Genomic DNA, 15,382 nt, shown 5'->3' with positions numbered 1-15,382 from the left:
CGGTAAAATCACCTGACTCAGAAAACACAGGTAAACCGATGTTTGCTTTGGTGCAATACTCTTTTATTCTTTGTATACCGCTGCCCCATTGCTCAACTAAGTCCAGCTCCTTAAACACTCTTGCAATCACCGTATTGCGGATTTCAGAGCGCCCTTTTAGCGCATCATGCATAGTTAATCCATGTGGTAAACCGCCCGGAGAAACAATATTTACAATATCATCGTAGATACCTATTTTTATATCTCGTCCAAAATTGCTGTAATCTCGATGCATCACTGCATTGAGTAATGCTTCTCGAATTGCAGGAAATGGGATCTCAAAGGTATCAGTACGTTGCAACCCCAGTACCTCTGCGCGTAAATGAAGATGGTTTTTTATAAATAGCTCTGCGTTTTCTATTTGCTGAAAAAGATCACCCGTGTACTCTTTTTTATCTAAAAAGATAGACATTGTGTTGCCTTTAAATCGGCTACATTTTATTTCTACATGCTCATAAAAGCCTAATAAGATTAACAAGCCATGTGTGGGGTAAAGCGTATTATTATCGTTTTTTACTAGTTTTAAGCTTAATAATTTTTCTGGCGTTAATGGTTTATCATGCGCTGCAAAACGCTGTTGAAGTGGCGTTAAATCAAGGGTTGATAAATCCACTTCATAGTTAATAAGTGAATCAAAGCTAATATGATTTCGCTGACGTTCAAGCTCTATCACTTGCGCTTGACTGACTACGCGATTAGTCGCACCAATACGTTGATAACAACCCAGCTCTTTGCCTTTACTCTTTAAATAATAAGGGAGTAATGCTCCGCGCTGCACTTCTATCACTAATAACTCAATCCCGTTAATATTCTCTATGTAGATATTAGGTAATAACGTAGGCGCAACTAGTTCATGCATTGTTGAACTAATTTTATCCATCAATTCAAATAGGTCAAAATGTTGCAAACCAATCAGAGTTCTATTATCAGAAACGCCTATAACCAGCTTTCCACCCGCAGAGTTGGCAAACGAAATAATGCTTTTAACCCACTCTTTACTGGTTGGTAATTGCACTTTAAATTCTAAATTTTTGCTTTCACCTTTTTCTATTTCAAGCAATAAAGGGTGTTTATTTTCCATTGCATTGCTCTTCATAATTCTGCGTTTCCACGATTTTGAGGAGTGCTTTACCAAGCCATAATAAGAACGTTTGTAGGGTATTTATAATACCTTGCTCTACAGGTTGTTTGTTTTTACTTGAGAGCAAACGTTCGTAGTAAAGCGTACCAATTTTTCGTTCTAACGCGCGCGCCGACCAGTTTTGTAAAATGGCTTCATCTATATACCAACTGCGTGCAGTTGAATTATCAATCCGTAATAGGGTGCGATAATGCGTCCAGCTTAATTCGAGACGCACTGCGTCTCGTTTTTCAAAGGCGAGATAAAAGCGGCGCATATTACGCAGGTTGGTTATCTCAAACCCTTTACCATAGTCTGTGCTGAGTTGCTGCGATAACCGTTTTAGTGTTGCTTTGCCGTAGGCTGCGCGTGTTTCACCGCCTTGTTCATTCTCTACAATTAAGCGCCCTATTTGCCAATACGTTTGTAGCATGGCGGTATTAACGGTTTGTTTAACTTGCCCACGGGCTTGCTCAACAATGCGGCGAATATCAACTAATAAGTGCTCGTTTTGTGTAGATGGGTGCTCTTTACTGTTAGTCATTACGTTCTTCACTATCGCGCTTTTCAGCAAAACGTTCTTCGCCATAGCCTAAGGCCTGTAAATTTTTACGAATCGCTTTATCAAGTTCATCGGCTTGGTTCATTTGGCTGTAAAGCGTTTGGCTCAGCTCGCTCATTTTAGTTTCGAACGGAATGCCATCGTCTGCTATGTCAGCAGCGCCGACATAGCGCCCAGGAGTGAGTACGTAGTCGTTTGCTTTTATATCGGCAAGAGAGGCTGATTTACAGTAACCGGCAACATCCGCATATTCTTGCTCTTGCTCTTTATTTGCGCTTTGCTCTTTACTTGCGCTTTCTCGCTCCGCGTTTTGTGTGGCAAGCTCTTCGCCGCGCCAAAGGTGGTAGGTTTGGGTAATTTTAGCTATGTCGTCGTTGGTGAGCTCTTTTAAGGTGCGGTTAACCATCGAGCCCATTTCGCGAGCATCTATAAATAGGGTTTCGCCTTGGCGGTCGCGGCGTTTTAGTAGCCCTTTTTCGTTATTACCGCGTTTATCTTTACTTATAAACCACAAACACACTGGAATTTGCGTGGTGTAAAATAGCTGCCCTGGTAGGGCTATCATACAATCGACTAAATCATTTTCGATTATTTTTTGGCGAATATCGCCCTCGCCACTGGTGTTTGAACTCATTGAACCATTAGCCAATACAAAGCCTGCGGTGCCATGCTCGCTGAGTTTTGAGATCATATGCATGATCCACGCATAGTTGGCATTACCGGTAGGCGGTGTTGGATAACCTGCCCAACGGGCATCGTCGACTAGCTCGTTATCGGCGCGCCACTGTTTTTGGTTAAACGGTGGGTTTGCCATAATGTAATCGGCTTTTAGGTCGGGGTGTTGGTCTTTAAAAAAGGTGTCGCCTGCTACATCACCTAAGTTGCCCGAAATACCGCGCACGGCTAGGTTCATTTTTGCCAATTTATAGGTGGTGTTAGTGTACTCTTGCCCATAAATAGACACATTTTTTTGATTACCGTTGTGGCTATTAATAAACTTAAGCGATTGCACAAACATACCGCCCGAGCCACAACAGGGGTCGTAAATTTTGCCTTCGAATGGTTCAATCATATCGGCAATTAGGGTAACAATTGATTTTGGCGTATAGAACTCGCCCCCGCCTTTGCCTTCAGATGCGGCAAATTTACCTAAAAAGTATTCGTAAACACGGCCAACGAGGTCTTCTTCTGTTTTTTCGTTTTGGTTGGCAATGGTGTCGATATTATTAATGGTATCGATAAGCGCTGAGAGCTTACTGGCATCAAGCCCTAAACGTGAAAAGTAGTTGTCGGGCAATGCGCCCGCGAGTGATTTATTGTTTTTTTCAACCGCGTGCAGGGCGGTATCTATTTTAACGGCTATATCGCCTTGCTTGGCGTTGATTTGAATATGCAACCAGCGTGCGTCTTCTGGTAGGTAAAATACGTTATCCATCGCGTAAAAGTCGACCATGTCGATGTATTCGTCACCGTATTCGCTGGCAATGGCTTTTTTACGCCCTTCAAACTTGTCACTAATAAATTTAAGAAAGATTAAGCTTAAAACAATGTGCTTATATTCGGCTGATTCAACACTTCCGCGCAGTTTATTGGCGGCATCCCAAAGGGACTCTTCAAACCCGACTTGTGTTTTTTTTGCGGCTTTTTTTGTTGCAGGCTTTTTTGATGCAGCGTCCATGTGGTCTCTCTTTGCAAGAATATCAATATAAATTATTAGCTTATCATACCGCAAAGGTCGTGCTTTTTTGAGTGTTAATTATAAAATATATGAGGAGGTTTTTATCGATAACAATACGCAATATGCGAGCAGTTTAATTGTTGCGACAGTGTCGCAACTTTAGCCTCGTAACCCGATGAAACATAAAAAACCAATCAACAAACTAACCCATCAACCTTACATACTTCTCGGCCAGTTCATCTATACTTTCACGATGAGCGGGATCGGGCTTTATACAATCTATCGGGCATACACTCACGCAGGTGGGTTTGTCGTAATGGCCTACGCATTCGGTGCACTTTGCAGGGTCGATTTGGTAGATTTTAGCGCCCATATAAATGGCTTCGTTAGGGCATTCTGGATCGCACATGTCGCAGTTAATGCATTTGCTGTTAATTAGTAAAGCCACTCTCTAACCTCATTTATTAGAGCTAGTACTTCTAGCATAAATTTGCAGCCGTAAATTATGCATTTTATTCCGCGTTTTCTTGTTGATCTCAATCAATAAAAATCATAGTAGGTAATCCGCATTCAACCATTCACTTTACAACTAAAAAATGGATACTATAATATCCATTAAACTCATAAAAAAGCAATTTTGGCTATAGTAATGTCCAATCAAGTTCGTGAGGTGCTATTATTAATTATCTATTATTAAGCGAAGGTGATGTGCAGCAAGCCTTTGCTGAGCATCTAAAAGAATGTCGCAAAAAAGCAAAAATGTCACGCGAGGCGTTAGCTAAAAAAAGCACAGTACCTGCTTCTACAATAAAAAAGTTTGAGGTTACAGGGCTTATTTCATTCAGACAGCTATTGCTTTTGTGGCAAACACTCGACGACTTAACTCGTTTATATGACTTAACAAAAGTGCCAGCTCAAAATAAAAATGCGCCAACGTCTATTGATCAGGTGTTAAACAATGGCCTTTAAACCCATAGGTAAGCTAGAAGTAAAACGTACACTATCAGATTCATCAGAATTAATGGTGGGTGTACTTGCTCAAAATAGGCAAGGTGTTTACTTTCAATTCGAGGAAAGTTATTTAGACACATACGGTAATCTTTCGCCATTCTCACTCGCCTTTAATAGAGAGGTTCAGTTAGCACCTAAAAACCCACACAACGGGTTGCATGGGGTCTTTTCTGATTGTTTACCTGATGGGTGGGGGTTACTTCTACAGGACCACGTATTCAGACAAAATAATATAATGCCTAACTTTGTTACCGCTATGGACCGCTTATCTTTTGTTGGCCATTCGGCTATGGGCGCATTATCGTTTACACCTGAAACTCATTATGATGGCACAAATGACAATGAGGCTGGCCTTGCTACATTAGGTCAACAAGCTCAAGCAATATTTGACGGGCAAACAGAAGAAGTACTTTCTGCGTTAGTAGCTGCTGGCAGTTCCGGCGGTGCACGACCTAAGGCTCAAATTTATTTTCCTGACAATAATATACAAGAATGTAGAACAAAGCCTAAAACGGGCGATGATGCTTGGTTAATAAAGTTCACATCCAAAAACCTCGCTTTAGGACATGAGGAAGGGTTATGTGAAGCTGTGTATTTGGATTTGGCTGAACAAACGGGATTAAACCCACCTCAGAGATTACTGGTACCCGCCCCAGAAGGAACCGGTGCAAAGCAATGGCTCGCCTTAAAGCGATTCGATAGGTTTAAATTAATGGGTGATAAAATGGGCTGCAAACATATGCATAGTGCATGTGGCTTACTGGATGCTGATTTTCGCACACCTTCATTAGATTATGAGGATTTAATTAAAGCGAGCCGTGTTTTATGCAAATCACCTGCTGCAGGGCAGTTACAATTTCGTCGAGCTATGTTTAATTTATTTAGCTGTAATCAAGATGACCACAGTAAAAACTGGGCTTTTTTACAAGAAGATTCAGGTGAGTGGGATTTAGCGCCTTTTTATGATGTAACTTTTAGTCCTGATCCTTTTAACGAGCATGCGACTTCATTTGCCGGATTTGGAAAAAACCCACCACTAAAAGCGATTCAAAAGCTGGCCTCTGCAGCTGGTTATGCAAATTGGAAGCAGGTACAAGTGATCATATCTGAAATAGCAGAGATTATTTTCAACTTTAAAGACACAGCTAAAGCACTCGGCGTAAATAAGCAAACGATTAACTTAATAGAGCAACAGCTTGATAATACGTACGCCATGAATAAGCATTTAACTGGTCGCTAATTGTATTCAGCTAATAGCACTTACAAATCAATTAGATTTTCTCTACAAATTTGGGGTTGCAATTTTTACTCTAATTGTTCAAAAACCATATAATTTAGTCGGTAAAGATCTTGAATCAATTATCTGCTTTGTAATTTCATGGTTTTATCTTCTTAATATCTGTAGCAGTTGTAGGTGGGAATTGAATCGCAGGCAATGCAATTTTAATAATCAAAAACAAATATCGTAATAGCTATCAAAAATCTGGTCATAGAGAGTTAGTCCGTGTAATGCTAGTTTTAACAACCTCTTAAAAAAGTGATTATAACTATTATGATAAATTTTACTTTACGACCCTTTGTATTACCCAGTTCTTTGCTGTTTTCGACAGTAAGCTTGCCCTGCATTTAACGCCCCAATTTATTGGGTTAACTAATCTCGATTATCTACAACGAATTACATCTTCTTCAGTAATTCCAGAATTTGCCATGCAGTTATAGAGTTCCTATCGACTCAAGTTTCCTGCACGGCTTAACTAAAAAACAGTTAAATAATTAATATAAATATTTTTTACAGAAAAGGTCTAATTAGTGATAATCACCTACTGAAGTGCTGGTTTTGGGGTTAAGAATAAACCTAAGGAACTAAATTAAGTAACGACGTGTATTTTAAGGGCGACTTTTTCTGATTACTATTTTTACGCAACTATTTTATAATACTAATGGAGTCAACAACTTAAAAAATACATATGATGATTGGAGATAAATGAGTAAAGAAAAGTTAATAGAAGTTAAAGATGACTTAAATATGCTATCGCCTATTTGCTACATTACCAAGTCAATCAACTGGCTTATTGGCAAAGTCTTTAACAACTTTAAAATAAGTTTAATGGTTTATTTAATTGCTTACGTTATTGCTGTAACGGTTGTAAATATACCGATGCTGGACTTTACCCGCATGCAGAAAATATATGTTAGCGTTTCAATACTGGGCTTACCACTTTGTTTGTTCCTTGCTTATATTTTTATAGGAATGGTGTTATTAGCATTATTTGCAAGCAACCCTAAAACCCGCCTTAGTTATGCCATTATCTTAATCGTTATCGCTTTATTTCCATTTATGGTGATCGCAATGGCTGATACTCGTTTACTCCTCATTTTTGGCGTTTATTTATCTGCGGCATTAATTGTTATTAATATGATTATGCTACCAAATTTGGCCTATAAATATAGGGAAAGGCTTATAAAGCACGCTTACTTGTGTATGCCCGTAATTCTTTCAATTGTTGCATTTACTTGGTTTGAATCATCACAGGGGTTTTCGTATGGGCGTATTGATCGCGAAAATTTCACAACCAGCGATCATCAACGTGTGGTTCCTGTCAGTAAATCTGGCGCACAGGGTACGCCTTTTTATACCTGTGATGTCTTTGTTAATTTCAACGGATACCAGTATGAATTTCAAGATATGATCGTACCTAGTAATGGCCACATTGAGTATATTGAAGTTAGACAAGCTGTTTTCCAGCACTTTCAATTACGCTAATGTCTATTGAAAGTGATACCGCGGCTTTGTTTTTCGGCATCACTTTTTATAGGTAATAATCAACCCAAAACTTGGATGATAGATAATTAAAGGTGTTGAAAGCATTAACACCTGTTGTTAACTACAAGCTAACCCGCGATTTGTTTAAACGGATTGCGGGTGTCTTGGTTTTCATCTAGGTTGCGCATTAATATGGCGTGTTCTAAATCGATATTGTCGGGCAGTGGAATTTTTACTATATGCCCTGAGCCTTTGGCATCGGTAATTGCCTCGCCTTTTTTGTTTTCCATGCATTCAAGGGTAAAGCTAATATTACCTTTTGGAGTCATTAGCTCTAATGAATGACCCACACAAAATTTGTTTTTAACATCAATCTCTACCAAGCCATTGCTATTTCGCCCTAATACTTCGCCGACAAATTGCTGCTTAGTCGATACCGAATGGCCGTATTCGTAGTTTTGATAATCTTGATGGGCGTGGCGCTTTAAAAAGCCTTCGGTGTAACCGCGATGGGCTAGGTTTTCTAATGTTTTAAATAAATCAGCGTCGAATGGTTTTCCTGCTGCGGCATCGTCGATTGCTTTACGATAAACCTGTGCTGTACGCGCAACATAATAAAACGATTTAGTCCGGCCTTCTATTTTTAAGCTATGCACGCCCATTTTTGTAAGCTGCTCTACGTATTGCACGGCGCGTAAATCTTTTGAGTTCATGATATAAGTGCCGTGTTCGTCTTCAAACGCTGGCATGTATTCACCCGGGCGGCCTTGCTCTTCAAGCATAACAATATCATTACTTGGTGCGCCGTCGCCAAGAGTAGGAATAACCTGCTGAGGATCAAATTTGTGCACCATTTCACCGGTTTCGTTTTCAACGCCCGGTTTTACATCGTATTCCCAGCGACATGCATTGGTACAGGTGCCTTGGTTTGGATCGCGTTTGTTTATATAGCCTGATAACAAACAACGGCCAGAATACGCCATACATAATGCGCCATGTACAAATACCTCTAGCTCGGTTGCTGGGCAAAGCGTGCGAATTTCACTTATTTCTTCAAGTGATAGCTCGCGGGATAAAATCACCCGCTCTATGCCTTGTTTAGCCCAAAACTGTACACTGGCATAATTTACAGCGTTTGCTTGTACTGATAAATGAATAGCCATATCAGGCCATTTTTCACGCACTAACATGATTAAACCCGGATCTGACATGATCAGCGCATCTGGCCCCATCGCAATTACTGGTTCAATGTCGCGTAAATACGATTTCACTTTGGCATTGTGCGGGGCAATGTTTGATACCACATAAAACTTTTTATTCAGCGCATGCGCTTCATCAATGCCTATTTTTAACGTTTCCAGATCAAATTCATTATTACGTACTCGCAAGCTATAACGAGGTTGTCCGGCATACACCGCATCAGCCCCATAAGCAAAGGCATAACGCATGTTCTTTAAACTGCCAGCGGGTGAAAGTAACTCTGGGGTAAACGAGGTAATAATTGACGACATGCGCGCTCCATACATAAAACTGGGATCAAGCCAGTTGCATGAAAATAACCTGAAAATCAGATCAAGTAATAAAGCGCGGCAGTATATGGTACGTTAAATTAAGATGTTTTGATCGAAATCATAAAACTCACTTTAATTGATTGGCAAACTGGCTCACTGCATCAACGACTTGCTGGGCACCTTTTTTAATATTGCTCATCACAATGCCAGACTCGTTTGACAGCTCTAACCCTTCTTGTGCTTTATCTTCACCTTGCTTAATGGCTTTTACGCTTGACTGCGTTAAGCTTTGATTTTTTTGTACCACTTCAACAATTTCTTCTGTGGCTTTACTGGTTCGAGATGCTAATTGACGCACTTCATCGGCGACTACCGCAAAACCTCGCCCTTGCTCACCAGCTCTTGCTGCTTCAATCGCCGCATTTAAGGCTAGCAAATTAGTTTGATCAGCAATGCTGCTAATACTTTGCACTATGCTGGCAATTAACTGTGATTGTTTATCCAATGCTGATATTTCATCCCCTGCTTGCGACATTTGCACCGCCAGCTCATTCATTACTTTAACCGCTTGCTCAATGACAGCAGCACCTTGATCTGCAAGGTGGTCAGTTTCAGTTGAAGTGCTATAGGCAATATCTGCCGCCTCTGCGATTGCGAGCTCCCGCTCAACTTGCTCAGTAATAACAGTAGCGAATTTAACCACTTTATACAGTTCGTTTTGCTCATTGAAAATTGGGTTATAAGAAGCTTCAAGCCAAACCACTCGCCCATAACTGTCTATGCGTTTAAAACGGCTTGAAACGTATTCGCCTCTTTTGAGCTGTTTCCAAAAGGCTTCATATTCTGGTGAATTAGCCTCTTCTGGTTCACAAAAAATACGATGATGTTGGCCAACAATCTCTTTAAGTGAATAGCCCATTCCCGCCAAAAAGTTTTCGTTTGCTGTCAATACAATGCCATTAGTATCAAATTCAATAACGGCCATGGCACGATGTAATGCTTTAATTAAATCTTGATGCTCACGGGAGGTTTCAATCGTACGCGTTAACACATTAGAATGCAGAGTAAACTCAACTAGCTTACCTTGCTCATCAATGATCGGCTGTAAAATACTTCTTAGCCAGTCTTGTTCACCATTAACATGAACAAACTGCAATGCACCAGCCCAGTGTTCATGCTTCTCTAATGCTTTTTTTAAGCTTTTAAAATGCCCTGTCTGTCTGGCGTTACTTGGCACAAAATCTAGTAACTTTTTTCCAATCAGTTGCTGTTCAGGGTAACCAAGCTCGTTTGCAAAGTTTTTATTTTGCGATGAAATAAGCCCAGTCTTATCAATGATTAAAACTAGCATTTCTTCGTCTAAGCTTTTTCTTACTTGATTCTGCACAAAAAGCTGACTTTTTAATTTAGCATTCTCACTTTTTATAGTGTTATTAAAAAACATAGCAACCTACTATCAATGAAATGGATGAAATGAAGCACGAAGATATTAAAACCTTTAATTTATTTCATGGTTATAACTTGAGTGTAAACCAAGTCCCCAAATTTAGTAGAATTTAACTAAAATAATCATTTTAAGCTAAAAGTGGATTTTCTATTGTGCATCTTATAGCAGTTTAAATGGCAAAAGCTCGAATGATACAAAAGCGCCTATCAATAATTTTAAAATAAATAATTAAAACATAAGGTTAATAAAATTTAAGGTAATTTTTAATAGTGCAGTTACAGATAAGGGCCTAAACGTTATAGTCACTGAGCACCATTTTGTACTAAAAATAACCTTCGAAAAATATTTCAACTTATTATTAGCTAAATTAAGTAATACGTAGTCCCATGCAATGTTAGATCATTAATTAATTCACAGCATCATGCTTTTCTATGCGTGGTGATTGCCTAACATTTAAAAATCGCACAATTGTCATCAAGCTAGTTTTTAATAAAACTAGGCATTGCCTACTAAAACGCGTATAATTCGCGCCCGTTAATATTCACACTTTTACTTAAAAATTATTGGAGCATAAAGATGGCTTTAGAGCGTACTTTCTCAATCGTAAAACCTGATGCAGTTGCTAAAAACCACATCGGCGCTATCTACAACCGTTTCGAAACTGCTGGCCTTAAAATCGTTGCAGCTAAAATGGTTCACCTTTCACAAGAGAAAGCGGAAGGTTTCTACGCAGAACACAGCGAGCGTCCTTTCTTTGGTGCTTTAGTATCTTTCATGACATCTGGTCCAGTAATGGTTACAGTTCTTGAAGGCGAAAACGCTGTTCTTAAAAACCGCGAAATCATGGGTGCTACTAACCCTGCTGAAGCACTAGCTGGTACTTTACGTGCTGACTACGCTGATAGCATCGACGAAAATGCTGTTCACGGTTCAGACGCTGTTGAATCTGCTGCTCGCGAAATCGCGTACTTCTTCGCAGACGAAGAGCTTTGCCCACGTACTCGTTAATTCGAATGCGCTAAGCAAAAGTAAAAAGGGCTTTCGAGCCCTTTTTTAGTCATTAGTTAAAGTATTAATTATCTAATTTATGATGTTTTACTTAATGATTAAAGTGAGTGAATTGTGTACAATTCGCCTTTGTAAATTTTTATCACCACCGTCACTGATTAAGGTTGTTTCATGACCACTGAGCAAAAAAAGATTAACTTATTAGATTTAAACCGAGATGCAATGCGCGAGTTATTTGTATCGTTCGGTGAAAAGCCATTCCGTGGCGATCAGGTGATGAAATGGATTTATCATTTTGGCGTTGATAACTTTGACGAAATGAGCAACGTTAACAAAAAGCTGAAAGAAAAACTTAAAGCGGAATGTGAAATTGTCGCGCCTGAAATCACCGTACGCCAACAAGCCAGTGATGGTACAATCAAGTACGCGCTGATACTTGAAGGCGGCCAAGAAGTTGAAGCGGTGTGGATCCCAGAAAAAGAACGTGCCACCTTGTGTGTATCATCGCAAGTTGGTTGTGCGCTTGAATGTACATTTTGCTCAACAGCGCAGCAAGGGTTTAACCGTAACTTAAAAGTATCTGAAATTATCGGCCAAGTTTGGCGTGTGGCCAAAGACATAGGTCTTGATGGCAACAGTGAAAAGCGTCCGGTCACCAACGTCGTTATGATGGGCATGGGCGAGCCATTGCTTAATCTTAAAAACGTAGTTCCGGCAATGGAATTAATGATGGACGATTGGGGTTTTGGTTTATCTAAACGCCGCGTTACTTTAAGTACCTCTGGTGTGGTGCCTGCACTTGATTTATTGAAAGAAAAAATCGACGTTGCATTGGCTATTTCTCTACACGCACCTGATAACGCATTACGTGATATTTTAGTGCCAATCAATAAAAAATACCCAATTGAAGAGTTTTTAGCGGCGTGTCGTCGTTACATTGATGGCTCTAAAGCCAATAAAGATGTGACCATTGAGTATGTGATGCTAAATGGTATTAACGACAGCACAGATCAAGCCCATGAATTAGTTAAAACACTCAAAGGCACACCATCTAAAGTGAACCTTATCCCGTTTAACCCATTCCCGGGTAACGAATATACACGCTCTAGTAACAGCCGTATTGACCGCTTTTCAAAAGTGCTACAAGCAGCAGGTATTACCTGTATTGTGCGTCGTACTCGCGGTGATGATATTGATGCAGCCTGCGGCCAGTTAGTTGGTGATGTAGTTGACCGTACAAAACGTTTAGCGAAAAAGAAAATGCGCGACGATAATGCGATTGCGGTTAATATCCACCAAGCATAATCTGTTGTCGTGAATCAAAAGCCCTTAGCGCTGCTTTATTTTTAAATAAATGATGCAAGATAAGGGCTTTTCGGTAATATAGGTGCATGGACAATAATAAAGAGATGAAGTAATGCGATCTTTACTTGCTTTAACTATCAGTGCACTCGCTTTAACAGGGTGTGTAACTGAAAATAGTTATGATGGCAATGACAAACCAGTCGTTGAAAATAAAATCAATAATACCGGCGCAGCACGTACCCGAATAGCCTTAGCATTAGAATATTTAAGCACTGGTAATAGCTCGCAAGCAAAGTATAACCTCGAACGCGCCGCGTCTTTCTCTCCTGATCTTCCTGAAGTCCATTATTCATTTGCTTATTATTACCAACAAGTCGGCGAAAACGTACAAGCCGATAAAGCCTATCAAAAAGCAATAAAAATTGATCCCAATGATCCTAATACCCGAAATAACTACGGGGTATTTTTATGCGGTATTGACGAGTACGACCGCGCCACAGAACAACTACTCAAAGCCATTGCCATCCCAAGTTATATACGAGTAGCAGAAAGTTATGAAAATTTAGCTCTGTGCGCCATTGAGTTTGATGATTTTGATAACGCTGAAAAATATTTCAAATCGGCCATTAATCACAGTTCAATGCGTGCCTCATCACTGATCAGTTTAGCCGCTTTGTATTACGCTAAAAGTGATTTACATAGAGCAAAAGAAATACTCGAGCGTTATGAGAATAGTGGTCAAGTATCGTCTCGCTCATTGCTATTAAGCTATTTAGTTGAGCAGCGTATGGGCCACATTGAAAAAGCCGAAACCACTGCGGCAATGATATTGCAAACCTACCCAACCTCAAGTGAAGCGGGGATCATTCGCGAACAAAAAATCAAACGTAGTGAGTTTGAAATACTACGCTCGCAATACCGCCAAGCAAAATTAGATGAGCTACAAGCAAATAGCCCTGCGGGAGAGGTGATCTCGGCACCCAAAATACGCATTGTAAAAAAGAAAAAAGCGCCAGCAACTAGTACGTCGGCGCAAAGTATCACAACGCCAACAATGGCCGTTAAAAATAACAATGCAAGCAGCAATGAATTAACTGCCGCGTTGCTAACCTCACCGGTTGCGCCAACGCAAAGCACCGCATCACAAAGTAGCCAGCAAAGCCAAGCAACAGTATCAACACCTGTCGATACGAGTGGTATTTTGGCGGCTTTAAGTACCACAGCAATAACAACGCCAGTGCAAACAAACGTTGATACTACCGCTGTACAGATCAGTGCTCCAGCAAACAATAATGATCCTGTGGCAGTAATGTCTGCTCTGGTGGTCGCACAAACACCAAACAATCCAGCTGTAACTTCAACTCAAGCGACGGACATTGCATCACTAGCCTCTGAGGAGGCAGTTGCTAAAGCATTAGCAATACCAACTGTGCATTTAGCAACAGCGCCCACAGCGACTGCCGCAACGCCTCCCCAAACGCTTGCTCGTAGTAGCAAAGCACAAGATGGTGTAACAATTGTTTCTTTTGGTGCGCCCACTGATAGCCAAGCCGTTGCAAATAACAGCCAGGCTTCAAGCCAAGCACAATTTAGTGATGAATTAACGGATGAAGAAAAGGTGGTTTTTTACCAGCCAAAACGCAACGCTGCCGTCTTCGCAGAGTCAAGTTATAGCTCTACACCTGAGATCCGTTTTCAAGATCCGCAACAAAATACTCACGCACCGTTGCTAAATTCGCGGATCCCACAATTAACGACGCCTTACCATGTTTTGCAAGATGGTGAAAACCTATTTAGCATTTCAGTACGATACAATGTTAAACTACAGAAATTACTCCAATGGAATGGTCTGAAAGAATCTGATCGGGTGGTCAATGGGACGAAAATTTATCTTAACGATCCCAACATTTATTACGAAATTAACGTCGGTGATACTTTGTATAGTATTGCCACCAAGCGTCGCTTGTTAATTGATCAGTTAATGCGATGGAATAAATTAAGCCCGGATGTTGCACTTAAACCTGGGCATAGACTGTTACTAGTGGACCCTGAATCATACTCATTATGAATGATGAAAATACAGAATCAACAACGCTCACTCTTGGCCAAACTTTAAAAAGTAGCCGCGAGCAAGCGAATGTCAGCTTAGAAGAGTTGGCAAAAAATTTAAAATTATCGGTGTTGCAATTACAACGTCTTGAGAATGACGAACACCAATTAATCGGCCCTGCTACCTTTGTTAAAGGTTATGCAAAAAGTTATTGTCGCGCCTTTAATTTAGATACTGCGGCCGTTTTAGCGCTGTTCCCTGAACCGCAGGAAACCGTTAAAAAAACCAACATGCAAAGCTTTTCTAGACGAACAGAAAAAGAAGCCCATGATAGTCGCTTGATGCTGGTGAGTTACGTTATTCTGGCAATTGTTATTGGTTCATCCGCATTATGGTGGTGGCAAAATTCAACCCCTCTTGACGAACAAGTTGTAACGCAATCTTTAAATAGCTTTGCCGAAGAGACAGTTGCAGTCGCACAGGCAGAGCCTGACGTGGCGTCAATCAGCCAGCTAGAACAAGCTGGCCCTGATGAATCGATTGATGACCCCACTGCGGCGCAAATTATGGAGCAACAAGCCGATACCACCGAATTAGACGTTGCCCCGAGCGAAGCGTCAAGCGAGCCACAAAATGATGGCCTTGGCACCATAGTTATGCATTTCAATGAAGAAAGTTGGGTTGAAATTCATGACGGCAAAGGTGATAAAGTGGCATTTGGTGTTAAAAAAGCGGGTTATGATATGACTTTATCAGGTCATCTGCCTTTTTCTATCGTGCTTGGTAAGCATCAAGCTGTTGATATCACTCTTGACGGTGAAAAGATTGATATTTCCAGTTTCCCAAAAAATCGTTTAGCCAAATTTAATTTACCGTTAACAGAGTAG

General features: G+C 40.4%; 13 protein-coding genes. 7 read left to right on the top strand and 6 right to left on the bottom strand.

Annotated elements, in window-relative coordinates; genetic code table 11:
- From H5187_RS10245 to H5187_RS10230, 4 genes are all read right to left on the bottom strand, one after another.
- Positions 1–1,120 (bottom strand): ATP-binding protein (locus H5187_RS10245; protein WP_182797826.1); only part of this gene is annotated, 1,120 nt, incomplete at its 3' end.
- Positions 1,110–1,703 (bottom strand): DUF1016 N-terminal domain-containing protein, encoded by a 594-nt coding sequence (locus H5187_RS10240; RefSeq protein ID WP_259401722.1) that lies wholly within the window; start codon positions 1,701–1,703, stop codon positions 1,110–1,112. The genes H5187_RS10245 and H5187_RS10240, both read right to left, overlap by 11 nt.
- On the bottom strand, positions 1,696–3,399 hold the full coding sequence (locus H5187_RS10235) for a class I SAM-dependent DNA methyltransferase (protein ID WP_182797825.1): 1,704 nt from the start codon (positions 3,397–3,399) through the stop codon (positions 1,696–1,698). The genes H5187_RS10240 and H5187_RS10235 overlap by 8 nt, the downstream gene beginning before the upstream one ends.
- A gap of 202 nt (positions 3,400–3,601) precedes the next feature.
- A complete protein-coding gene (locus H5187_RS10230; RefSeq protein ID WP_182718278.1) occupies positions 3,602–3,847 on the bottom strand; it encodes a YfhL family 4Fe-4S dicluster ferredoxin in 246 nt (81 codons plus the stop codon).
- A 230-nt stretch (positions 3,848–4,077) separates the two neighbouring features.
- Between H5187_RS10230 and H5187_RS10225 the strand changes: the two genes are divergently transcribed.
- From H5187_RS10225 to H5187_RS10215, 3 genes are all read left to right on the top strand, one after another.
- The gene (locus H5187_RS10225; protein WP_149981911.1) at positions 4,078–4,368 is read left to right on the top strand and encodes a helix-turn-helix transcriptional regulator; all 291 of its coding nucleotides are present in this window, start codon (positions 4,078–4,080) and stop codon (positions 4,366–4,368) included.
- Complete coding sequence (locus H5187_RS10220) at positions 4,358–5,650, top strand: type II toxin-antitoxin system HipA family toxin (RefSeq protein ID WP_182797824.1); 1,293 nt, start codon at positions 4,358–4,360, stop codon at positions 5,648–5,650. The genes H5187_RS10225 and H5187_RS10220 overlap by 11 nt, the downstream gene beginning before the upstream one ends.
- Positions 5,651–6,394: 744 nt before the next feature.
- Positions 6,395–7,174 (top strand): hypothetical protein, encoded by a 780-nt coding sequence (locus H5187_RS10215; RefSeq protein WP_182718276.1) that lies wholly within the window; start codon positions 6,395–6,397, stop codon positions 7,172–7,174.
- A gap of 128 nt (positions 7,175–7,302) precedes the next feature.
- On the opposite strand, the gene yegQ is transcribed toward H5187_RS10215, so the two are convergent.
- Together yegQ and H5187_RS10205 are read right to left on the bottom strand one after the other, a co-directional pair.
- Positions 7,303–8,685, bottom strand: coding sequence for a tRNA 5-hydroxyuridine modification protein YegQ (gene yegQ, locus H5187_RS10210; RefSeq protein ID WP_182718275.1), 1,383 nt, complete (start codon positions 8,683–8,685; stop codon positions 7,303–7,305).
- Positions 8,686–8,812: 127 nt separating this feature from the next.
- Complete coding sequence (locus H5187_RS10205) at positions 8,813–10,129, bottom strand: PAS domain-containing methyl-accepting chemotaxis protein (RefSeq protein ID WP_182797823.1); 1,317 nt, start codon at positions 10,127–10,129, stop codon at positions 8,813–8,815.
- A gap of 579 nt (positions 10,130–10,708) precedes the next feature.
- Here H5187_RS10205 and ndk point away from each other — a divergent pair.
- From ndk to H5187_RS10185, 4 genes are all read left to right on the top strand, one after another.
- Positions 10,709–11,140, top strand: a complete 432-nt coding sequence (gene ndk, locus H5187_RS10200) for a nucleoside-diphosphate kinase (protein WP_008111339.1) — start codon at positions 10,709–10,711, stop codon at positions 11,138–11,140.
- A gap of 171 nt (positions 11,141–11,311) precedes the next feature.
- Positions 11,312–12,445 (top strand): bifunctional tRNA (adenosine(37)-C2)-methyltransferase TrmG/ribosomal RNA large subunit methyltransferase RlmN, encoded by a 1,134-nt coding sequence (locus tag H5187_RS10195; RefSeq protein WP_145239689.1) that lies wholly within the window; start codon positions 11,312–11,314, stop codon positions 12,443–12,445.
- A gap of 112 nt (positions 12,446–12,557) precedes the next feature.
- On the top strand, positions 12,558–14,513 hold the full coding sequence (pilW, locus tag H5187_RS10190; RefSeq protein ID WP_182740585.1) for a type IV pilus biogenesis/stability protein PilW: 1,956 nt from the start codon (positions 12,558–12,560) through the stop codon (positions 14,511–14,513).
- Positions 14,510–15,382: a RodZ domain-containing protein gene (locus H5187_RS10185; RefSeq protein WP_182762503.1), complete on the top strand. Its 873-nt coding sequence runs from the start codon at positions 14,510–14,512 to the stop codon at positions 15,380–15,382. The genes pilW and H5187_RS10185 overlap by 4 nt, the downstream gene beginning before the upstream one ends.

Source organism: Pseudoalteromonas sp. SG44-1 (assembly GCF_014164315.1).
Classification (GTDB): Bacteria; Pseudomonadota; Gammaproteobacteria; order Enterobacterales; family Alteromonadaceae; genus Pseudoalteromonas; species Pseudoalteromonas rhizosphaerae.
Note: the sequence above shows the minus strand (reverse complement) of the source record. Positions and strands in the feature narration are given on the sequence as shown.